The sequence below is a fragment of the Roseateles oligotrophus genome, from assembly GCF_025717515.1.
Classification (GTDB): domain Bacteria; phylum Pseudomonadota; class Gammaproteobacteria; order Burkholderiales; family Burkholderiaceae_C; genus Paucibacter_A; species Paucibacter_A oligotrophus.
The window spans coordinates 424,559-444,473 of the sequence record NZ_JAJIRN010000004.1 but is presented as its reverse complement, the minus strand read 5'-3'; the positions used below and the strand labels follow the sequence as shown (position 1 = coordinate 444,473).

Below are 19,915 nucleotides of genomic sequence, written 5' to 3'. Positions count from 1 at the left end.
ATCAGATCAGGACACTTTGGCCGCAAACCACCAGGCCAGCGTCGAGAAACTCAAGAAGGCCAGCACCGTCGAGGCCAGGATGATGCGGGCGATGCGGCCATTGTCGGCGCCGTAACGCTCGGCCAGCAGGGACACATTGCTGGCGCTGGGCAGCGCGGCCGCCAGCGTCAGCACCATCAGCTGGAAGCCGCTCAGGCCCGCGCCCAGCGCTTGCGCCGCCGAGCCGAGCGCAAACACCAGGCTCGGATGGACCAGCAATTTGATCAGTGCGACCGGCAGATACAGCGCTGCGGGAGGGCGGCTGTGGGTGTGCTGGCCGGCACGCCAAAGCACCGCGCCGATGGTGAACAGCGCCACCGGCGAGGCGGCATCGCCCAGCATTTTGATGACCGTCATCATGGGCCCCGGCAGCGTCAGCCCCAGGCCGGCGACGCTCAGCCCCAGCGCAATGGCCCATGGCAGGGGGTTGGATAGCGCGCCCCGCAGCGCTTGACGCAGCGCCGCGCGTGAGTTGTCTCGCCCGGCGTCATGGCCGCGGGCCAGCGCAATGCAAAAGGAGCTGGTGAGAAACAAATCGACCAAGATGGTGCAGATCACCGGCCCGGCTGCGGCCTCGCCCAACAAGGCCACCAGCAGCGGCACGCCCATGAAGCCGGTGTTGGGGAAGGCGGCCACCAGCGCGCCAAAGGCCGCATCCTTCATCTGCACCCGCTTTGACAGGGTCAGCCGGATCGTCAGCGCCACCACGAGCAAGGCCGCCGCGCTATAGATACCCAGCACCGCAGGGTTGAGCAGCGTGGCCAGCGGGGTGCTGAGACCGAAGCGAAACAACATGCAGGGCAGGGCAAAGAACAGCACGAAGCCGTTCAGACCGGGGATCGCCGATTCCGCCAGCACACCGCGCTGCGCGGCCAGATAGCCGCACAAGATCAGCGCAAAGAAGGGCAGGGTGACGGCGAGGATGGTTTGCATGCGTGAGCGAGTATCGCAAGCCCGCCTTGCTGGGGCCTGAACGAGACGAGCGCCAGCGAGGGCCGGCCCGAACTGCCAACAAATGCGCATGGAGTGTGAGCGAATGCGCGGCTACCCCCGGTTTGCGGGGGCATAAAAGGGCGGTGATGACGGGGCCGTCCTCTACGATCCGGGCATAAACCCTATGCGAATGCCTGAACTCACCCTCCCCCCCCCGTCGCCCCAAGCTTTGCTGCGCGAAGGCGCGGTGCTGGGTGTTTGGCGTTTGCGCGCCGCCTTGCATGGCCGTGAAGCCAGCCAGTCAGGCCAGTGGTATGGCGCACGCCATGCGTTGGCTGCCGACCGGAACTGCAATGTGTTGGTGTTGCCGCGCTGTGAGCGCTCGGCCGGCATCATGCTGCGCTTTGGCGATCAGGTCAGCGATCTGGGGGCTTTGTCGCATGAGGTCATCAAGGTGCCAACCGACAGCGGCATCACCTCTGACGGCCAGCCTTATCTGATTTTTGATGCCACCGATGGCCAGCCCATCGTGCGGGCCTGCTCTACCCGGCCCTTGCGGGAGCGCTTGCGGCTGGTCGTCCAGTTATGCGAAGCCCTGCGCTATGCACACCAGCAGGGCTGGTTGCTGGGCGAAATCGATCCCTCTTTTCTATGGGTGGGCAGTGACAACCAGCTCAAATTGATGGGCATGGGATTGCTGCGCATGCCCGACCCGGCCGACCCCTTCGAACGCGGCTTGGGCCTGGGCTCGGCGGCCGGGTTTGCCAGCCCGGAGGCCTTGGCCGGCGAGCCCCCGAGTTTTGCCAGCGAGGTTTTTGGCCTGGGCATGCTGCTCTGTCTATTGGTTGATGGGCGTTTGCCGAGCGAGCAGAGTCCCGATGCCGACTCTCATTCACCGGCCGCTTCGTGGCCGGGTTTGACGGCTTTGGAGCGCTTCAGTCTGGACGCTTTGTTGCGCAAGGCCGTGGCGCCCCAGGCCGCTCGCCGTTATACGGGCGTCGAAGCGTTGGCCGAGGATTTGCGATCCTGGCTGGCCGGAGAGGATCACTCGGCCCTGGTGCTGACGCCGATGCCGGTCACAGCCTCGACCGGTGCGATTGCCTATGAATCAACGGTGGCCGTCTGGCCGCCGCGCCCGGCCACCAGTCGGCGCGCCTTGTGGGCCGGTTTGGCCTTGGCCGGCATGGCGGTGTTGTCCATGGGCGCCTATTTCGGCCCGCAAGTCTGGCCGCAACTGATGGCCGCAAACGGCACCGATGGGGCGGCCAAGGCGAGCGCAGCAACGCCGGCCGCCAATATGCTGAAGGATGCTGTGCTGGCTGCCAATTCGACCGGCAAGCGCGAGCCCGGAATGAAACCAGAAATCAAGCGCAGCCCCGCGCTGCCTCAAGTCGATGCGCCTGCGGCCATGGCCGCCTCGGCCCCCAGCTTGGCGGCCGCAGGTGACGCGGGCGAATAGGCCGTTATTTCAGGTCCAAGGGAATTGCGCCGGGTCGCCCGGCTTCGACCGCAAAGCGCGCCGACACCTCGACCTCGCTATCGGCCTCCCACAGGTTCCGTACGCTGCGCAACTCGGCCTCCAGGCGGTTGGCCTGCAGCTTGAAACTCATATAGCCATGCTGGTCACCGCGCCCGTAGTGGATATGCGGGTTGTGTGGCCGGGCGCGGTCAATCCGCTGTTGATCCAGGCCCTGGCTGGTGATTGAGGTGCCGCAGAACTCGGTTGCAATTGTCCGGCTCTTGGCGTCATTGAAGTCCAGCTTCAAGTCAGTCACATAGTTGGCATGCACATCGCCGCCCAGCACCACTGCGTTGGGTAATTTCTTGTCGGCCAGACCTTGCAGCAAGCGGTTGCGAGCGGCGGGGTAGCCGTCCCAGCCATCGGTCCAGTGCACGCGTGGCTGCGCCGGGTTCTCCTGCCAGTTCATCTGCGCCATCAGCGTTGATTGCGCCAGCAGGTTCCACGGCCTGGCCGCATCCCAGCTCTGCGCCAGCCATTGTTCCTGGGCCTCGCCCAGGAAGCTGCGCTTGGGGTCCAGGAAGGCCGGGCAATCCTTGATCGACAAGGTGTTGGAGCCGCCGCGCCCGGGCTTGGGGCAAACCTGCGGGTCGCGGTACTGGCGGCAGTCCAGCGTGATGATGCGGGCCAGCTTGCCCCAGTCATAGCGCTCGTGAATGCGGATTTCGTGGCCCTTGGGACGCATCGCCTTGGTGAAGGGCATGTGCTCCCAATAGGCCTTGGCGGAGGCTGCGCGGCGCGCCGGGAAGTCGGCCTCCAGGCCTTGCGAGCTGTCGCCGGCCCAGTCGTTGTCAACCTCGTGGTCGTCCCAGGTGATGATCCAGGGCGCCCGTGCATGCATGGCCTGCAGGGCCGGGTCGCTCTTGTACTGGGCATAACGCTGACGATACTCGGGCAGCGTGCGGCACAGGCCGCCCACATGAACCCGTGGCGCGGGGCCGCTGGCCGAGGCATTCGAGACGGCGCCGTATTCGTAGATGTAGTCGCCCAGGAACAGCACCAGGTCGAGATCTTGCTTGGCCATATCGGCCCAGGCCGCATAACGGCCATGGTCCCAGCGCTGGCAAGAGGCGATGGCGAAGCGCAGTTCCTTGACCTCGGCATCGGCGGCGGGGGCGGTGCGTGTGCGTCCGACCATGCTGCGGGCGCCCAAGGCGCTGAAGCGATAGAAATACCAGCGATCCGCTTCGAGCCCGGTGGCTTCTGCGTGAACGCTGTGGGCGTCCTCAACGACGGCCTGCTCGACGCCGCGTGCGGCGATGCGGGTGAAGGCCTCGTCCTCGGCCAGCTCCCAGCTGACCTCGGTATTGGGCGGCAGCTCGGCGCCGGTCAGCCGGGTCCACAAGACCATGCCGCTCGGGCGCGGGCAGCCGGAGGCCAAGCCCAGGGCGAAGCGATCAATGGTGTCGGCGGCGAAGGCGTGGCGGATGAAGAGCGGGGTGCTGGCGCTCGCGAGGGCGGCCTGGAGCAGGCTACGGCGGCCGGAGTTTGGTGTGGTGGTGAAGCTCATACCCGAGAGCATAGCCGCCCAGCATCGCTATCATGTTGGGCTGCCCCAGAGCCTAGTCATGTCCTCCAAACCCGCCACCACCCTCAACCCCGCCCAGCTCGAAGCCGTCCACCATCTGGATGGCCCTTGCCTGGTGATTGCCGGGGCGGGCTCGGGCAAGACCAGCGTGATCACGCAGAAAATCGCCCGCCTCTTGCAGGCGGGTTATGCGGCTAAAAACATCGGCGCGATCACCTTCACCAACAAGGCCGCGCAGGAAATGCGCGAGCGCGCCAAAGGCTTGATCGGTCCTCGCGCCGCCAAGGACCTGGGGATTTCGACCTTCCACAGCTTGGGCGTGCGCATCCTGCGCCGCGAAGGGCCGCTCGTCGGGCTCAAGGAGCAGTTCTCCATTCTCGACAGCGACGATGTTCTGGGCGTCTTGCGCGACGCCGGCGGCACGCTGGACGCCAACCAGGCCAAGGCCTATCAGTGGACGATCTCGGGCTGGAAGAATCAGGGCCTGACCGCAAGGCAGGCGCTGGCGATGGCCAAGGACGAGCATGAGCGTGCCGCTGCCGTCGTGATGGAGCGTTACCAGGAGCGCCTGGCCGCCTATCAGGCGGTTGACTTCGATGACTTGATCAGCCTGCCGCTGCGCCTCCTGAGCGAACACGCCGAGGCGCGCGGGCGCTGGCAGGATCAGTTGCGTTACATCCTGGTCGACGAATATCAAGACACCAATGCGGTGCAGTACGACCTGCTCAAGGCGCTGGTCGGCCCGCGCGCGATGTTCACCGCAGTGGGTGACGATGACCAGAGTATTTATGGCTGGCGCGGCGCGACGATCGAAAACCTGAAGCGCCTGCCGGTCGACTATCCACGCCTGAAAGTGATCCCGCTGGAGCAGAACTACCGCTCGACCGGCGCCATCCTGCGCGCGGCCAACAACGTCATCGCGGTGAATCCGAAGATTTTCGAGAAGAAGCTGTGGAGCGAGTTTGGTGACGGCGACCCGGTCTTGCTGATCGAGGCCGACGGCGAGGAGCATGAGGCCGAGCGTGCGGTGCAGCGTATCCAAACGCTGCGGGCCGACGGCAAGGCGCAGCATTTCGCCGACTTCGCCATCCTCTACCGCGCCAATCATCAGGCACGCACTTTCGAGAAGGCGCTGCGCCGGGCCGAGATTCCCTACAAGGTAAGCGGAGGCCAGAGCTTCTTCGACAAGAGCGAGATCAAGGACCTCTGCGCCTGGCTGCGTCTGCTGGTCAACCAGGATGATGATCCGGCTTTTTTGCGCGCCATCACGACGCCCAAGCGCGGCATCGGCCACCAGACCCTGGGCTCGCTGAGCCAGTTTGCCGGGCGCTGGAAGAGCAGCATGTTCGAGTCGCTGTTCGCCGAGTCGCTGGGCGAGGTGATGAGCGCCAAGGCCTTGGGCTCGCTGCATGAGTTTGGCCGCTACATCACCGATCTGGAGTTCCGCGCCAAGCATACCGAGGGCACCGAAGCGGCCAAGGCCTTGCTGATGGAATGGGTCAAGGACATCGGCTACGAGGAACATTTGCTCGGCAGCGAGGACAACGAAAACGTCGCGATCGCGCGTTGGAACAATGTGCTCGATTTCATCGACTGGGTTGCCAAGCGCTGCGGCGGCAAGGTCACGCAAGACGGCGGCTCCACCTTCGAGAGCGAGAAGCAAACCGTCTTGCAAGTTGCGCAGACCATCAGCGTGATCATCTCGCTGGCTGAGCGCGGCGACGAGCAGGATCAGGTCACCTTGACCACGCTGCATGCGTCCAAAGGATTGGAGTGGCCGCATGTCTTCCTGGCCAGCGTCAATGAGGGACTGCTGCCCTTCAAGGCCGATGACGAAGAGATGACCGCGCAGCGCCTGGAGGAAGAGCGCCGACTGATGTATGTAGGCATCACAAGGGCGCGCAGCACGCTGGCGGTGGGCACGCTGCGGCGGCGCAAGAAGTCACGCGAGACGGTGATGGGCATACCCAGCCGCTTCATCACCGAGATGAGGTTGAATGAGGCCAGCGGGAAGGAAGACCCAAGGGAGAAGCTGAAGCGGCTGCGGGAATCGCTGGCGGCCAAGGGGGCGGTCAGCTCGGCGGCACAAGCCGACGAAAAGAGTAAGCGCTGAGCGGCAAGATACCGGCTTTGCCGACAAGCCCCACTCAAAGGGCCAAGCTCGGTGGGGCTGCGGCAATAAAAAATACCATCCTTGGATTGAATCAGGGGCTCAGAGCGAAGCCGAAAGTTGCGCTTGAGCCCATGCCTTGACAAGATCCCAGCGAGCTTTGGTTTGCGCTATATCGATGCTGCGGTAGGTGAGAAAGAAGCCGCCCTTACGGTTTGGGCCGTAAATATGCATGGCCGGATAGTCGGCAAAGTTGGCAACACAGTCATCGGTGTCCAGGCAGCTGTTGGATTGCAAGGTTTCCGAGCCGCAGTTGCCCATCTCTTCACAGGCCATGACCGAGGCGGCCCACTGGACCAAGTGCAGATCGAATTCAGCCGGCAGCTTCGGATTCGGAGTGAGGCCCAGCTGAATCAGCACCTCGGGCGACGCGAACTTCGACGCAGCGTAGTCGAGCAGCGGGGCCGAACCGGTGCTCAGGGCGTAGCGCATGACCTCCAAGCGGGCCTGAACATCAAGCGGCTCCTGATCTTTGCCTGCCAAGCGAGAGGCCACGGTACTGGTGGGCAAGCTGCGCGCCGCCGCCGTCAACTGGCTCGTTAGCTGCCTGTACTGGCCTTGGGCATCGCAGTGGCGCTCCAGGGCTTCGGCGCGGCGCAGATCGGCCTCGCTTGCCTTCGGCCATTTGCCCCGGACCTGGGCCGGCATATAGCTAGCGACGCAGACCAGCTGAACCCGCCGCGCGGCCGCAAGTTCCGGGGCTTGCCCGCTGCTTGCGGCCCGGTGCATGGTTTGCGCCCAGGGCTCACTGTAGGCGCGCCGGAAGGCCGCGTTCCAAGTCTCGCGCAAGGTCTGGCGCTCGGCAGCACTTGCGCCTTGCTCAATCGAAACGGAGCGTAGCGGCACACTCGCGGCCGGCGCTGCGGCACTTGCCGGCCTTGCTACCCTTGCCTCTTGTCTGTGGCTAGCTACTGGGCGGTCTCCCACATCGAGGCCGCGAAACATCAGCAAGCCAAGTGCAATGATCGCGGCCGTCAGCCACCCTGCTATTTTGTACTTGGGCATCGCGATTGACCGTTGCCTTGTTTCAAGGTCCCCGCGACGCGCTCCATACGAGCGACGCTCGGTGAGCCTGCAATGTATTTGTATTGCTCGGTGCCGCCATCCGAGAATGTCATTTCGATCGTATAGCCCTTGTTGATGGCATAACCCAAGGCCTTGTCGAAATGCCCCAGGGCGGCGGTCAGTCGGGTCAGCAAACCTGAGGCCTGGGCGGCCGAATACGCCGCCAAATTTCGGTCGGCTTCATCGCTGTGGCTGGTGCTGTCGCGAATACGTTGTTGCTGAACTGGCCCAATCAATGCCGAGTCTGCGGCCGAGCAGGCCTCCTGTTTTAGCTCGGCGACGTCGGTCCAATCGACCACAGCATCTTCCAGCCAGCTGTTTTTGTCGCCGTCGGAGCCATCGAATTGAATGTCTTGGCAGGCATCACCAGAGCAAACGGTTGCCCACTCACTATCGTCTTGCCTGAAGCCTGTGACCTCAACCAACTCCAGTTCGACCATGAATTCGTCCTCAAAGATCACCTCCGGGGGCGGCGGGCATCCGTCGTCCGACGCCGAGTCGTCGCCGCAGCTATTGGTCCGGACCTTGGAGTTGTTGGGATTCAACAATGAACGCGAGTAAAGGCCTCGGCGCAGCTTGCTGTCAATTCTGGGTGGCGCAGCCGAAAATGCAGCGGGCCTGGCCACCTGTTTGGCCGCAATCGGAGGCGCTACGCGAAGTTGCTGGTTCGCAAATGCGAGGGGGGGCTGGCAAGTAAGTAAGCTAAAGCGAATAGTCGGCTCATGATGGCCAATAGAAGTTGCACTGAATTGTTCCTTTGGTGGGGCGTCTGGGAGACACTGTAGCGATGGCCATTTCAAAGCTGCAATGCGGGAAACCCTGATTAGTTTGGAAGTTATTGATAGCAATGGGCTTGGTTCCGGTGTTGAGGCGGACCTTGCGTGAGGAGGAGTTGGCGGCGCCAAAGCGCCCTCTTGCAAATTTGAATTCAAACGAATACATTTGGGTTCAATTTGCAAAACAAGGGCCAGTGCATGAGTACCAGTACCAGCATGGAGCCGCTATCGGCGCGCATCCCGAGTGATCTCTATCTTTGGTTGGCGCAGTTGCAGGTCGAGGGCGCCGCCACCAACAGCGACAAGCTGCGCGTGCTGCTGGGCCAGCTCAAGCGCCAGCATGACGGCGCGTTCGACTATGTGACGGCGCTGGCCTGGTGCCGCGATCTGGTGGCCCGGCTGCGTGACAGCCTGGCTCGGCTGGAGGAAAGCCAGGGGAAACATTCCGAGGTCTTGCAACAGGTGCTGGAGCACAGCTGCCATTCGATGGCCTTGCTGATCAGCGCTCAGCCGGCCGATGCCGCCGCCGCCGCCCAGCTGGAAAACGCCTTGCTGCGACGCAGCTTTGCTTTGACCGAGGCGCTGCTGCGCCAGGCCACGACGGCCGAGGCCAATGCCTTCGATCCCCAGGTGGTGAACAAGCATATGCCCACCACCTTGAACCTGGCTCAGGCCATTCTTGTCTTGAAAGGAGCTCTCCATGGCTGAATCCCTGAAGATGCGCGTTGCGCGCGTGATGGCCGGCGGCGTCCACGCCCTGCTGGATAGGATAGAGGACCGGGCCCCCGACGCCCTGATGGAGCAGGGCCTGCGCGAGCTCGACGGCGTGGTGAACGATGTGCGCCTCGAGCTGGGCTTGGTCAGCGCCAACCGCCATCTGGCCCAGCAACGCCATGCCGAACTGAACCGGCAACACCTGACCCTGCATGAGCAACTGGCGCTGGCGATGACTCAACAGCGCGATGACCTGGCGCGCGCGGCGGTCGGCCGGCAGATGGACATCGAGTTGCAACTGCCCTTGTTGGAGTCCAGCTTGGCCGAGTTGGCACAGCAGGAGGCGCAGCACCGGGGCGTGGTCGATGCCTTGCTGGCCAAGCGCCGTGAGATGGAGGCGACCTTGAGCCAGTTTCGGCAAAGCCGCGCTGCCGCAGGGCTGGCCGCCGGCAAATCAGGCAGCGCAGCGAGCTTGGGCGGCTTGGCCAATGTCGAAGCCAGAGTGGCCGACGTCACCGGCGCCTTCGACCGCGTTTATGAGCGACACACCGGCTTGGGCCGCGCGAGCGGTGTGGCTAGCTCGGCCGATCTGACGCAGGCGACGCAATTGCAATCGCTGGAAGATCTGCTGCGGCAGACGCAGATCGATGCCCGGCTGGCTCAGCTCAAGCAGGCGGTCAGCGGAACGGGCGGCGCATGAGCCTGTTCAGCACGCCCGAAAATCTGCCCTTCGGCATTGCCTTCGCCTTGATCGTCGGCATTGCCGTGCTGGAGGGTGTGGGCATGATGCTGGCGCTGAGCCCCAGCAACTGGCTGGACAATCTGCTGCCCGAACTGCACAGCGACTCGGGGCTGGACAAGGTGCTGGGCTGGTTGCACCTCGGCCGGGTGCCCTCCTTGGTGCTGGTCCTGCTGTTCCTGACCGGCTACGCGATGTTCGGCTTCAGCCTGCAACTGGCCAGCCATGGGTTGAGCGGGCATTACCTGCCGGCCTGGCTCGCCGGCCTGGTGGCGGTGCCGGCGGGCTTGGCGACGATGCGCGCTTGCGGCGCCCTGGTGGCCCACATCATCCCGCACGATGAAAGCTCGGCGGTCAGTGAGCTTTCGCTATTAGGTCGCACGGCGGTCATTTATGCTGGCCATGCTCGCGCAGGCTTGGCCGCTCAGGCGCGGGTGCGCGACGAGCATGGCCGCACGCATCATCTGCTGGTCGAGCCCGATCTGCAGGATGAGGTGCTGGAAGAGGGCAGCCAGGTCTTGCTGGTACGCAAGGTGGCGGCGATCTACCGGGGCATTCGCAATCCCCATCCCGGCTTGCTTGGCGAATGAGTAAGAAATAAATCAAACAGTGGAGGAACGAACATCATGGAAAACCTGATCGAATTGGCCAGCATTGCCGGCATCGCGCTCTTGAGCTTGGCGGCCATAGGCCTAATTTTTGCCCGGCTCTACAAACGCTCCACCAAAGAGACCTCGTTTGTGCGCACCGGCCTGGGCGGGCAGAAGGTCATCATGGACGGCGGCGCCATCGTGCTGCCGGTCTTCCATGAGCGCGTGCTGGTGAATATGAATACGCTCAAACTCGAAGTCATGAGGCGTGAGCGCGAGAGTCTGATCACCAAGGACCGTATGCGGGTGGACGTGACGGCGGCCTTCTTCGTGCGCGTCAAGCAGACCGCCGAATCGGTCAGCACGGCGGCTCAGACGCTGGGTACGCGCACGCTTCACCCGGATGCCTTGAAGGCCTTGGTGGAGGATAAGTTCGTTGACTCGCTGCGCGCCACCGCCGCCACCATGACCATCCAGGAGCTGCAGGACAAGCGCCGCGACTTCGTCCAGGCGGTGCAGAATGCCGTCGCCGAGGATCTGGAGAAGAACGGCCTGGAGCTGGAGTCGGTCTCGCTGACCAGCCTGGACCAGACCGACAAGCAGTTCTTCAACCCCAATAATGCCTTCGACGCCGAGGGCCTGACCCGGCTGACCGAGCAGACCGAGGCGCGCCGCAAGCAGCGCAACGACGTCGAGCAAGAAACCGAGATGCAGGTGCGCGCCAAGAACCTCGATGCGCAGCGCCAAAAGCTGACGATTGAGCAGGATCAGGAGTTCGCCACCTTGGCCCAGCAGCGCCAGATCGAGACCGCGCGGGCCGAGCAGGCGGCGCAGATCGCGACCCAGCAGGCCGAGCGAAATCTCGAAGCCGAGGCCGCCAAGATCGGCTCCGAGCGTCAGGTCGGGCAGAAGAAAATCGAGGCCGAGCGCGACATCAAGTCGGCCGAGATCGAGAAGAATCTGGCGGTGCAGACGCGCGAGATCGAGTTGGAGCGCAAGACCGAGATGCTGCGCGCCGAACAGCGCAAGCAGGTCGAGATTGCGCGTCAAGACATGCAGATCGCGATCGCCAACAAGTCCAAGGAGCAATCGGTCGCCGACGCCACCGCCAACCAGGCGCTGGCCGAGGCGGTGAAAGCGGAAGAGGCGGTCAACACCGCGCGCGAGGTGGCGATTGCCGAGCGCCAGAAGAGCATCCAGCTGATCGAGGCATCCAAGGAAGCCGAACAAAGCGCTATTGCCGTCAAGGTCTCGGCATCGGCTGAGAAGGAGGCGGCGATGGACCGCGCCGAGGCCATCACCATCGAAGCCAAGGCCAAGCAGGCGGCCGCGATCGCCGATGCCGAGGGGCGGCGCGCGATCAACGAGGCGCTCAACACCTTGTCTGCCGCGCAGGTCGATCTGCAGGTGCGCACCCTGCTGCTGCAGCAACTGCCGCAAATCATCGAGCAGGCGGTGCGGCCGATGGAGAAGATCGATTCGATCCGCATCTTCCAGGTGGGAGGCATGCCGGGTGGAACGAATGGTTCAAGCAACGGCGGCGCCGAGAGCGGCAACAACACCGCTGGATCAGGCGGCGCGACTTTCCCCGAGCAGGTGATGAACTCGGCGCTGCAATACCAGATCGCCAAGCCCATCGTCGACGCGGTGATGAAGGATGCCGGCCTCAGCAACGAAGGCATCACCGGCATGGCGCATTCGCTGGCGGCGATGTTGGAGCACAAACCCGACGCAAGCTGAACTGGCCGGGGTGCGGGCCCTGGCTTGACGCGAGGAGTGAAACAGGGTCAAGTCTTGCCTTCAGTTGCGGCCAAACCCCATTTTGGGTGTCTGGTCGTGGAGCGTAGGGAAGAGGTCTTGTGCAATGTTCGTAGCGCGTCGCCAGTTTGAGCTTACTTTTGCTGGCTGGCGCTCACTTTTGGGCGGCGCGGTGGGGGCCATCGTCTGCCTGGCCATTGTGTTGACCCTGGGTGTGCTGGCGCTGGCGCCCTTGGGCAGCCGGGCGGTGCAAATAGGCGTTCCGGCGGCGTTTGCTTGTGTGATTGTCAGCGCAGGTCTCTATGCGTTTGTGAGCCGCGGCAGCGATGCAGCGGGTGGCCCGAGTTCGCCGACGGCCTTGATCGTCTCCTTGCTGCTCGGCCAGGTGCTGCACCAAGAGCAGCCCGGCAGCAGCATTGCGGCCCTGGCGCTCGTGCTGGTGGCCTTGAGTGCTGCGGTGCTTGTGATGGGCTTGCTGCAGATGCTGATGGCGGCCTTGCACCTTGGGCGTTTGGCCCGCTTCGTTCCGCAGCCGGTGTTGGCCGGCTTCATGAATGGGGTGGCGCTGTTGGTGGTGCTGGCCCAAGTGCCGGCTCTGCTGGACGTGGCGCCCGAGCTTTGGCCCAAGCATGGCTGGCAGGCCTTGCAGCAAGCGCATGGAGGCGCTTTGTTGCTGGGCTTGGCCACGGCCGGCTTGGTTTGGCTGCTGGCCTGGCAGGCGCCGCGCCTGCCGGCGGCTTTGCTGGGTATGGTGTCGGGGCTGCTGGGCTTTCATCTCGTTGATGCGATATCGCCCGTGTCGGACCTTGGGCCCACGCTAGGGGCACTCGATGCGAGTCATTTTTTGCCGGGCCTGCTGGCCCTGTGGGTCGAGCCGTCCACAACGATTTCCCTCTTGGTCAAATATGCCCGGCCCATAGGCCTAACGGCTGTTCTGCTCGCCTTGGTGGGGAGTCTGGAATCCTTGCTCAATCTGCGCGCTGCCGATCAGTGCAACGGCGAGCATAGTGACGAAAGCCGCGAACTGTGGGCCTTGGGCCTGGCGAACATTGGCGGCGGCATGGTCTGCGCCTTGCCGATCACGCGGTCCAGAAGCCGAGCCACCGCCATTCAGTTGGGCGGAGGCGGCGGGCGCGTCGGTGCGCTGGGCGCCGTGCTTTGCTCTGCCTTGATGGTCGGCATGGTCGGGGACTGGCTGGCCTATTTGCCGCGCGCGGTCTTGGCCGGGGTGATGCTCACCGTGGCCGTCAATTTGGTCGATCGCCGCTCGGTCAGGCAAATCCGCACGCAGTTGCGGGGCGGCCCGGTGAGTCTAGAGAGCTTGCTGGTCATGGGCTTGGTGTGTTTGCTGACCTTGTTGCAAGGGCCGGGTGCGGGGGTATTGCTGGGCCTGCTGCTGTCGGTCTTGCTGTTTTTGCGGGGTTTGAATCGCACGCTCTTGCGCGCCCGCTACACCGCTCAGCAGCGACCGTCGCGGCGGGTCTACCCGCCACAAGTGGAGCAGTTCTTGCGCCCGCTGCGGGCGCATATCCACGCCTTGGAATTGGAAGGTGCGCTCTTTTTTGGCAATGCCGATCGCGTCCATGACGAAGCCAAGCGTTTGCCGCCAGGCCTGCGCTATTTGATCCTTGATGTGCAGCGGGTGGTGTCCATTGATGAGTCAGGCGCAATGGCCTTGCAGCAACTCGGCGCCACCTTGGCGCGGCAGGACTGCCGTCTGCTGCTGGCGGGTGTGGGGCCCGTGAGTGTGCAACGCGCCCAAATCTTGGCGGCTTGGGCGGGGGCTCCGTTCGCAGCAAGCATGGCTCATTGGTATCTGGATATGGATCATGCGCTCGAGTCCGCCGAGCTCCAAATCCTGCAAGCAGATTCGAACCCTCGCCAGCAATTGGGCGGCGCCGTGCCGCTGGCGCAGTGCAGTCTGCTGAGCGATTTGTCCATGGCGCAACAGGCGAGCCTGATTCCGCACCTGCAACAGCTTGAGCTGAAAGCCGGTGAACGACTGTTCAAAGAAGGCGACCCAGGCAATGGTGTCTATGTGCTAACTCGTGGCTCCATCAGCATCGTGAACGGCGGCGGCCAGCGATTTATGAGCTTTTCTGCCGGCACTATGTTGGGTGAGTTGGCGATGTTGGATGGCCAAGGTCGAAGTGCTAACGCCGAGGCAGATCAGGATGCAGAAGTTTTTTTTCTCAGCAAGGATGCGCTGAATAAATTGGCCGCCACCGAGCCGGTTTTGTGCAGCCAGCTCTATCGCAATATGGCACTGCATCTGGCCATGCGTCTGCGCGTGGCCTCCGGCGCCTTGGGCAGCGCTAAGGGCTGAACAAGGCGTGCAGTCAAGAAAATTGCGCTAGCATTGCCCCCGGCCGCCCCTCGGGGCAGGCCACGTCGCTCGGACGGTTCCGGGCGCTAACGTGTGAAATCTACAGCTATGTCTTCTTCCTCCGCTTCCTCGTCGGGCAAGCGCCGCTTTGCGCGCATCGATCGCCTCCCTCCCTACGTCTTCAATATCACTGCCGAGCTCAAGTTGGCGGCACGCCGGCGCGGCGAAGACATCATCGACATGAGCATGGGCAACCCCGATGGGGCGACGCCGGCTCATATCGTCGCCAAGTTGACCGAGGTCGCGCAGCGGCCCGACACCCATGGCTACTCCGCCAGCAAAGGCATCCCGCGCCTGCGCCGCGCGATCTCGCATTGGTACCAAAACCGCTACGGCGTCGACATCAACCCCGACAGCGAGGCCATCGTCACCATCGGCTCCAAGGAGGGGCTGGCGCATCTGATGCTGGCCACGCTGGACCGGGGCGACACGGTCCTGGTGCCCGACCCAAGCTACCCGATTCACATCTACGGCGCGGTGATTGCGGGCGCCGATATCCGCGCGATCCCGGTGGCCTCGGACGTGGACTTCTTTGCCGAGTTGGAGAAAACCATACGTGGCAGCTACCCCAAGCCCAAGATGATGGTGTTCGGCTTCCCGTCGAACCCGACCGCGCAATGCGTGGAGTTGGCCTTCTTCGAGCGCGTCGTGGCGCTGGCCAAAAAGCACGACATCCTGATCGTGCATGACCTCGCCTATGCCGACATTGTGTTCGATGGCTACAAGGCGCCGTCCATCATGCAGGTGCCCGGCGCCAAGGATGTGGCGGTCGAGTTCTTTACGCTGTCCAAGAGCTACAACATGGCCGGCTGGCGGATCGGTTTCATGGTCGGCAACCCGGAGTTGGTGGCGGCGCTGGCGCGCATCAAGAGCTATCACGACTACGGCACCTTCACGCCCTTGCAGGTGGCCGCAATCGCCGCGCTGGAGGGCGATCAAAGCTGTGTCGGTGAAATCACCGCTACCTATCAGCGCCGCCGCGATGTGCTTTACAAGGGCCTGACCGAGGCCGGTTGGGCGGTGGAATGTCCTAAGGCCAGCATGTATATCTGGGCCAAGATCCCATCGCATTACGAGTCATTGGGATCACTGGAGTTTGCGCGTCAGCTTTTGGAGCGTGCCAAGGTCTGCGTCTCGCCGGGTATCGGTTTTGGCGACCAGGGCGACGGCCATGTGCGCTTTGCCTTGATCGAGAACGAAGCGCGCATTCGCCAGGCGGTGCGTGGCATCAAGGCGATGTTCAAGGCCGACGGGCTGCCGGTGGCTTGAATCACATTGCCTGCGATGATGTTCACTTTGCCGGAAACCCAATCTATGTCCAAGTCAATACTGGCCGTGCTGGCCCTGCTCGTTTCATTCGGCGCTGCGGCCGCTACCGCCAAGAAGCCGGCCAAGCCGGCCTCGGCTCCCGCAGCGGCAGCATCCGCGCCTGCTGCTGCCGCCAGTGCCGCTCAGTCGGTGACGACCGCCTCCGGCCTGCGCTACGAGCCGCTCACCGTGGGCAAGGGCCCGCATCCAACGGCCGCCGACAAGGTGCGCGTGCATTACGTCGGCCGCTTCCTGGACGGGCGTGAGTTTGACAGCTCGATCAAACGCGGCGAGCCGGCCGAGTTCCCACTCAACCGCGTCATCAAATGCTGGACCGAGGGCGTGCAGCTGATGCAGGTCGGCGGCAAGGCGCGCCTGTATTGCCCCTCCGCGATCGCTTATGGTGAGCGTGGTGCCGGCGGCGGCGAAATTCCGCCGAACACGCCGCTGGTGTTTGAGGTTGAACTGCTGGCTATCGTGGGGAATTGAGGGTTGGCAGTGAGGAGTGGGTGATTGCGCTTAGCCGGCTGCTGTCATTTTTGACGGGTCAGCTGTGATGGCGGCTTCGTGCCCGGAGCTGACCTGCGAATTCGGCGGGCTTCAAAGAGACAAACCGGCGTCCGCCACACATTGGCATTGCGTCGGTAGACGCGGTTCTACATCGCCCCCACCGGCCACAGCGCCCATAACCTGAGCGGTTGCTTCATACGCCCGGCCTGCGCCTCGGCCTCACCGCCCCAACCCCAGAAATAATCGGCCCGCACCGCACCCACAATGGCGCTGCCGGTGTCCTGCGCCATCGCCAATTTGCGCAAGGGCTGGTTGGACAGCGGCTCGGTCGCGTCCAGCCAGACCGGCGTGCCATAGGGGATGCTGGCACGATCGACCGCGATCGAGCGGCCCGGCGTCAAGGCCACACCTTGGGCGCCGCGCGGCCCGATGGCCGGGTCGGGCAGCGGTTCTTCGCGGAAGAACACATAGCGCGGATTGCTCCACAGCAATTCTTTCGCTAACGCCGGATTGCGGCGCAGCCAGTCGCGGATGCCGGGCCAGGAGGCCTCGCCGGGACGCAGCTCGCCGCGCTCGATCAAGGCCTTGCCGATGGACTGATAGGGATGGTCGTTATGGCCCGCAAAGGCCATGCGCACCCATTGCGTGCGCCCGCTCGCGTCGCTGACGCGCAGGCGGCCCGAACCCTGAATCTGCAAGACCAGCAAATCCAGCGGGTCTTCCAGAAAAGCCAGCTCATGTGCCTTCAGGCGCGCTCGTAGCGCCACATCGGACTCGATCTGCTGACGGGTGAAATAGGGCCGACGCTGCATCAGGTCGGCGGGCGCCGCATGCACCGGCACTTGAAAATTGGCTTGCGGGCGGCGCGTGGCGTCCAGCATCGGCTCGAAATAGCCGGTGATCAGCCCTTGCGCTTCACCTTGATGCGTCTCGACGCGATAGGGGCGCAGATGTTGCATCAGCCAGAGCGAAGTCTGTGCGTCATCGGCGGGCGCGGCGCCGGCTTTGGCTTGGGCGCAGACCTCGGCCCAAGCCTCGGCCGGGCGGGCACAGCCGCGCAGCAGCGCCGGCCATAGCTCGCTGGCGCGGTCAGCGCCCCAACCGGGCAGCTCGCTCCAGTCGGCTTCGACCCAGCGGGCGCGCTCGCGCAGCAGCACGGCACGTTGGCGCGGCGCCTCGTCATGGCGGGTCTCTGTGGGCTTGGCCTCGGGAAGGGGCTGCGGCTGTGGCGTCGTGCTGCAGCCTGCCAACAAGCCACCTAGAATCGCGGCCACCGAAGCGGCCCGCCACCCCGGTCTGGCGTCGCTTGAAATTGAGGTTTTTTTGATGACTTTGCTCTTGTTGGAGGCGCTAGGAGCCTTGGCTATTTTTGTGTTCATCATCTGGTGGACCATGTTTTCCGGCCGCAAGGGTGGTGAGCGAAACCATCGCGATTCAGGAAAAGACTAGCCCCTCCACGTTTCATCGGCCTTGGGTGGCAGCAAAAAGCTGCGTGGTTGCTCGCGTACGCGCCGCCAAATGGCCGAACTGACGCGCGCACGGTCGGCCAAGCGGATGCCGCGTGAACGCAGCGCTACCTTCAGTGCCAGGTAGAAACTGACGCTCAGATTCAAGAATCCGGTCAGCGCGATGCCGGCCACACACCACCAAAAATCCGCCAACCGGAAAATGTCCAGCCCCAAGGCACCGACGGCCGCGGCCAACTGACCGGTCGACAAGGTGACGTGGCGCACGTCCAGCGGCAGGCCGACGAAGTCCAGCAAGACCGGCACCAGCCCCAGCATCATGCCCAGCGAGACATTGGCGGCGACACCCGAAATATTGTCGCGCCACCACTTGGCCCAGCGCTGCGCACGTGCCGCCCCGAGCCGCCCGATGATGGCCGGGTTCCAGGCGATCGCGCTTTCCAGCCGATGCAAGACGAACCAGTTTTCGGCCCAGCCCGCGACGATGCTGCTGGCAAACAAGAGCACGCCGGTGAAGGCCGCAAACAGCGCCGAAGGCCCCAGCAGGGTCAGCGAGTGCAAGACGTAATGGGCAGACTTCTCGCCCACCAGGGGCGCGCCGAAGAGCGCCCAAGCCAGCAGTTGGATGCCCAGCACGATGGGCGCCACGACGGCCAAATTGCCGAGCACGCCGGCGAACTGGGAGCGCAGGAGATTGGCCACCTCGTCGACAAAGCTTTGCAGATCGGCGTCGCGCTCGATGTGCTCGAGCTTTTGCGCCATTGCCGGCGCCGTCATCGCCGGTTGCTTGGTCGCCACCGTCCAGTGCAATAGATGGATGATCAAAAAGCTCATCGCATAGTTGGCGCCGGCCCAGAAGCCGGTCCAGAAAGCGCTCATGCCGATGGCGATGACGCTGAATTTGGCAAAAGTGGTGCCGACGATTATGGCGCCGCCGCCGGCCGCATGCTTGAGCATGCTGGCGTAGTCGGCGCGGTCGCGGGTGATGTAGTGCTCGCCGGTTTCGGCGCTGCGCTCGGCCACCTTGCGCGCCAGCAGCGAGTAATGGCTGGAGAACAATTGCGTGATGCTGCGCCGCTCATGCACGACACGCACCAGGCTGGCCAGCAGGCGCGCCAATTCGCGTTGCGGCTGTTCGGCCACCAGGCAGATCAGCAGGCCTTCGACGCGTTCGATGCGCGCTTGCATCTGCTCCAGCGCGAAGACGATTTCCACCGATACGCCGTAGGCCTCCAGATGCTCGGGGATGCTGGCCGCCGCACGCCGACAGGCTTCGAGCAGCGCGCGCAGGTATTGCAGCGCTTGCGCGGTCTTGACGCCATCGCCGGCACGCAAGGCATCGACCATATCGTCGCAGGCGCTGGCCAGTTGCTCGAACGGTTGGTTGGCGAGCAGTTCGGCACTCATGCGACGACGCAAGGCGGCAGACAGACCTTCGGCTCGGATTGCGCTGACCAAGGTCGTCAGGCCGCTGAACATCGGCGCCTGCCAGTCCTTGGTCTGCGTCTGGCCGACCAGAAGACGGCTCAGCCTTTGCAGCAAGTCATCGTCAAGCGCCAGCAGCCATTGCTCATCGGCCTCATCGGGGAAGAGCAGATCGAACAACTCGGCGAGGTCGGTGGTGTCGGCGGTGCGTGGCAGCAAGTGCTGACGCAAACGATGCAAAAACTCGCCCCATAAGGCGACGCGCGGCGCAAAACCGACGTCGGCAAACAGGCCGATCGCATCGACATCGCGCCAGATGGAATTCAATACCGAAGCGAAGACCCGCGCATGTTCGGGGTTACGCTCCAGCACATTGAGCAGGTGCTTGAGTCTGAGTACCGGCAGCAGCGTGGTGCCGGCACTGGCTTCGTCCCGTTCGGCCGGGTGGCGCAGCCATTCGAGCAGTCGGGCCAGCCAGAGATTGCGCTTGGCAAGAGGGGCACGCGGCTCGGCCGCATTCAGCAATGCGGTCAGGTCCCAGCTAGGCGCCGCCTTGAACAGTCCAAACATCAATGCAGCGCGCCGCTGTCGGCCAGCATGAATTCGGGGATCTCGGTGTAGAAGATCTCGGCCTCTTCGGTCACGCAGAGCAGGCGGCCATGCATGCTGCCTTGCGGCGTCGCGATCTGCGCCCAGCTGCTGTACTGGAACTTCTGACCGGGCGCCAGCAGCGGCTGATGGCCGACCAGGGCCAGGCCATCGACGGTTTGCTCGAAACCGCGCGCGTCGGTGATGTGCCAGTGGCGCGCAATCACTTGAGCGGCAATGTCGCCGGTGTTCTCCAAAGTGATCTGGTAGCTGAAGGCGTGCACGCCTTGCTGTGCGTCGGTCTGCTCGGGCAGAACTTGCACGAGCACCGTGCATTTGATTTGCGGATTAGCCATGGCGCGATTCTAGGCGCGCCAGCCTGGGCCGCTATGCTGCGGGGC

Annotated in this window: 16 protein-coding genes; 9 read left to right on the top strand and 7 right to left on the bottom strand. The window is 63.9% G+C overall.

The annotated features are described in order from the left end of the window. Positions 1–6: 6 nt before the first annotated feature. Positions 7–972: an AEC family transporter gene (locus LNV07_RS11070; RefSeq protein WP_263571212.1), complete on the bottom strand. Its 966-nt coding sequence runs from the start codon at positions 970–972 to the stop codon at positions 7–9. A gap of 190 nt (positions 973–1,162) precedes the next feature. On the opposite strand from LNV07_RS11070, the gene LNV07_RS11065 reads away from it, so the two are divergent. Further along, positions 1,163–2,431: a serine/threonine protein kinase gene (locus tag LNV07_RS11065; protein ID WP_263571211.1), complete on the top strand. Its 1,269-nt coding sequence runs from the start codon at positions 1,163–1,165 to the stop codon at positions 2,429–2,431. A gap of 4 nt (positions 2,432–2,435) precedes the next feature. Here LNV07_RS11065 and LNV07_RS11060 read toward each other — a convergent pair whose 3' ends face one another. Further along, on the bottom strand, positions 2,436–4,001 hold the full coding sequence (locus LNV07_RS11060; protein WP_263571210.1) for an alkaline phosphatase D family protein: 1,566 nt from the start codon (positions 3,999–4,001) through the stop codon (positions 2,436–2,438). Positions 4,002–4,059: 58 nt separating this feature from the next. Between LNV07_RS11060 and LNV07_RS11055 the strand changes: the two genes are divergently transcribed. Beyond that, on the top strand, positions 4,060–6,132 hold the full coding sequence (locus LNV07_RS11055) for an ATP-dependent helicase (RefSeq protein ID WP_263571209.1): 2,073 nt from the start codon (positions 4,060–4,062) through the stop codon (positions 6,130–6,132). A gap of 99 nt (positions 6,133–6,231) precedes the next feature. On the opposite strand, the gene LNV07_RS11050 is transcribed toward LNV07_RS11055, so the two are convergent. Beyond that, positions 6,232–7,035: a hypothetical protein gene (locus LNV07_RS11050; protein ID WP_263571208.1), complete on the bottom strand. Its 804-nt coding sequence runs from the start codon at positions 7,033–7,035 to the stop codon at positions 6,232–6,234. A gap of 140 nt (positions 7,036–7,175) precedes the next feature. Beyond that, positions 7,176–7,799, bottom strand: a complete 624-nt coding sequence (locus tag LNV07_RS11045; protein WP_263571207.1) for a hypothetical protein — start codon at positions 7,797–7,799, stop codon at positions 7,176–7,178. 429 nt (positions 7,800–8,228) lie between these two features. Between LNV07_RS11045 and LNV07_RS11040 the strand changes: the two genes are divergently transcribed. The 7 genes from LNV07_RS11040 (at position 8,229) to LNV07_RS11010 (ending at position 16,014) form a co-directional block, all read left to right on the top strand. After that, positions 8,229–8,738: a hypothetical protein gene (locus LNV07_RS11040; protein ID WP_263571206.1), complete on the top strand. Its 510-nt coding sequence runs from the start codon at positions 8,229–8,231 to the stop codon at positions 8,736–8,738. Next, positions 8,731–9,444, top strand: a complete 714-nt coding sequence (locus tag LNV07_RS11035; RefSeq protein ID WP_263571205.1) for a PspA/IM30 family protein — start codon at positions 8,731–8,733, stop codon at positions 9,442–9,444. Before LNV07_RS11040 ends, LNV07_RS11035 begins: the two co-directional genes overlap by 8 nt. Then, the gene (locus tag LNV07_RS11030) at positions 9,441–10,073 is read left to right on the top strand and encodes a YqiJ family protein (RefSeq protein ID WP_263571204.1); all 633 of its coding nucleotides are present in this window, start codon (positions 9,441–9,443) and stop codon (positions 10,071–10,073) included. Before LNV07_RS11035 ends, LNV07_RS11030 begins: the two co-directional genes overlap by 4 nt. Before the next feature lie 36 nt (positions 10,074–10,109). Beyond that, a complete protein-coding gene (locus LNV07_RS11025; protein WP_263571203.1) occupies positions 10,110–11,813 on the top strand; it encodes a flotillin family protein in 1,704 nt (567 codons plus the stop codon). Positions 11,814–11,937: 124 nt separating this feature from the next. Next, positions 11,938–14,157 carry a SulP family inorganic anion transporter gene (locus LNV07_RS11020; RefSeq protein WP_263571202.1) on the top strand — a complete coding sequence of 740 codons (2,220 nt, stop codon included), beginning with the start codon at positions 11,938–11,940 and terminating at the stop codon, positions 14,155–14,157. 108 nt (positions 14,158–14,265) lie between these two features. Then, positions 14,266–15,486, top strand: coding sequence for an alanine transaminase (alaC, locus tag LNV07_RS11015; RefSeq protein ID WP_263571201.1), 1,221 nt, complete (start codon positions 14,266–14,268; stop codon positions 15,484–15,486). A gap of 45 nt (positions 15,487–15,531) precedes the next feature. Next, positions 15,532–16,014, top strand: coding sequence for an FKBP-type peptidyl-prolyl cis-trans isomerase (locus tag LNV07_RS11010; protein WP_263571200.1), 483 nt, complete (start codon positions 15,532–15,534; stop codon positions 16,012–16,014). 167 nt (positions 16,015–16,181) lie between these two features. Here LNV07_RS11010 and mltA read toward each other — a convergent pair whose 3' ends face one another. The 3 genes from mltA to apaG all read right to left on the bottom strand — a co-directional run bounded on the left by mltA (position 16,182) and on the right by apaG (position 19,870). Beyond that, positions 16,182–17,414, bottom strand: a complete 1,233-nt coding sequence (gene mltA, locus LNV07_RS11005; protein WP_263571199.1) for a murein transglycosylase A — start codon at positions 17,412–17,414, stop codon at positions 16,182–16,184. A gap of 66 nt (positions 17,415–17,480) precedes the next feature. Continuing rightward, positions 17,481–19,496, bottom strand: a complete 2,016-nt coding sequence (locus LNV07_RS11000; RefSeq protein WP_263571198.1) for a site-specific recombinase — start codon at positions 19,494–19,496, stop codon at positions 17,481–17,483. Further along, the gene (gene apaG, locus LNV07_RS10995) at positions 19,496–19,870 is read right to left on the bottom strand and encodes a Co2+/Mg2+ efflux protein ApaG (protein WP_263571197.1); all 375 of its coding nucleotides are present in this window, start codon (positions 19,868–19,870) and stop codon (positions 19,496–19,498) included. Before apaG ends, LNV07_RS11000 begins: the two co-directional genes overlap by 1 nt. Between the last annotated feature and the right edge of the window lie 45 nt (positions 19,871–19,915).

Bases quoted from the DNA above. Each gene is read 5' to 3' on its own strand.
- LNV07_RS11070 (WP_263571212.1), bottom strand. From the start codon at position 972: ATGCAAACCATCCTCGCCGTCACCCTGCCCTTCTTTGCGCTGATCTTG.
- LNV07_RS11065 (WP_263571211.1), top strand. From the start codon at position 1,163: ATGCCTGAACTCACCCTCCCCCCCCCGTCGCCCCAAGCTTTGCTGCGC.
- LNV07_RS11060 (WP_263571210.1), bottom strand. From the start codon at position 4,001: ATGAGCTTCACCACCACACCAAACTCCGGCCGCCGTAGCCTGCTCCAG.
- LNV07_RS11055 (WP_263571209.1), top strand. From the start codon at position 4,060: ATGTCCTCCAAACCCGCCACCACCCTCAACCCCGCCCAGCTCGAAGCC.
- LNV07_RS11040 (WP_263571206.1), top strand. From the start codon at position 8,229: ATGAGTACCAGTACCAGCATGGAGCCGCTATCGGCGCGCATCCCGAGT.
- LNV07_RS11035 (WP_263571205.1), top strand. From the start codon at position 8,731: ATGGCTGAATCCCTGAAGATGCGCGTTGCGCGCGTGATGGCCGGCGGC.
- LNV07_RS11030 (WP_263571204.1), top strand. From the start codon at position 9,441: ATGAGCCTGTTCAGCACGCCCGAAAATCTGCCCTTCGGCATTGCCTTC.
- LNV07_RS11025 (WP_263571203.1), top strand. From the start codon at position 10,110: ATGGAAAACCTGATCGAATTGGCCAGCATTGCCGGCATCGCGCTCTTG.
- LNV07_RS11020 (WP_263571202.1), top strand. From the start codon at position 11,938: ATGTTCGTAGCGCGTCGCCAGTTTGAGCTTACTTTTGCTGGCTGGCGC.
- alaC (WP_263571201.1), top strand. From the start codon at position 14,266: ATGTCTTCTTCCTCCGCTTCCTCGTCGGGCAAGCGCCGCTTTGCGCGC.
- LNV07_RS11010 (WP_263571200.1), top strand. From the start codon at position 15,532: ATGTCCAAGTCAATACTGGCCGTGCTGGCCCTGCTCGTTTCATTCGGC.
- mltA (WP_263571199.1), bottom strand. From the start codon at position 17,414: ATGAACACAAAAATAGCCAAGGCTCCTAGCGCCTCCAACAAGAGCAAA.
- LNV07_RS11000 (WP_263571198.1), bottom strand. From the start codon at position 19,496: ATGTTTGGACTGTTCAAGGCGGCGCCTAGCTGGGACCTGACCGCATTG.
- apaG (WP_263571197.1), bottom strand. From the start codon at position 19,870: ATGGCTAATCCGCAAATCAAATGCACGGTGCTCGTGCAAGTTCTGCCC.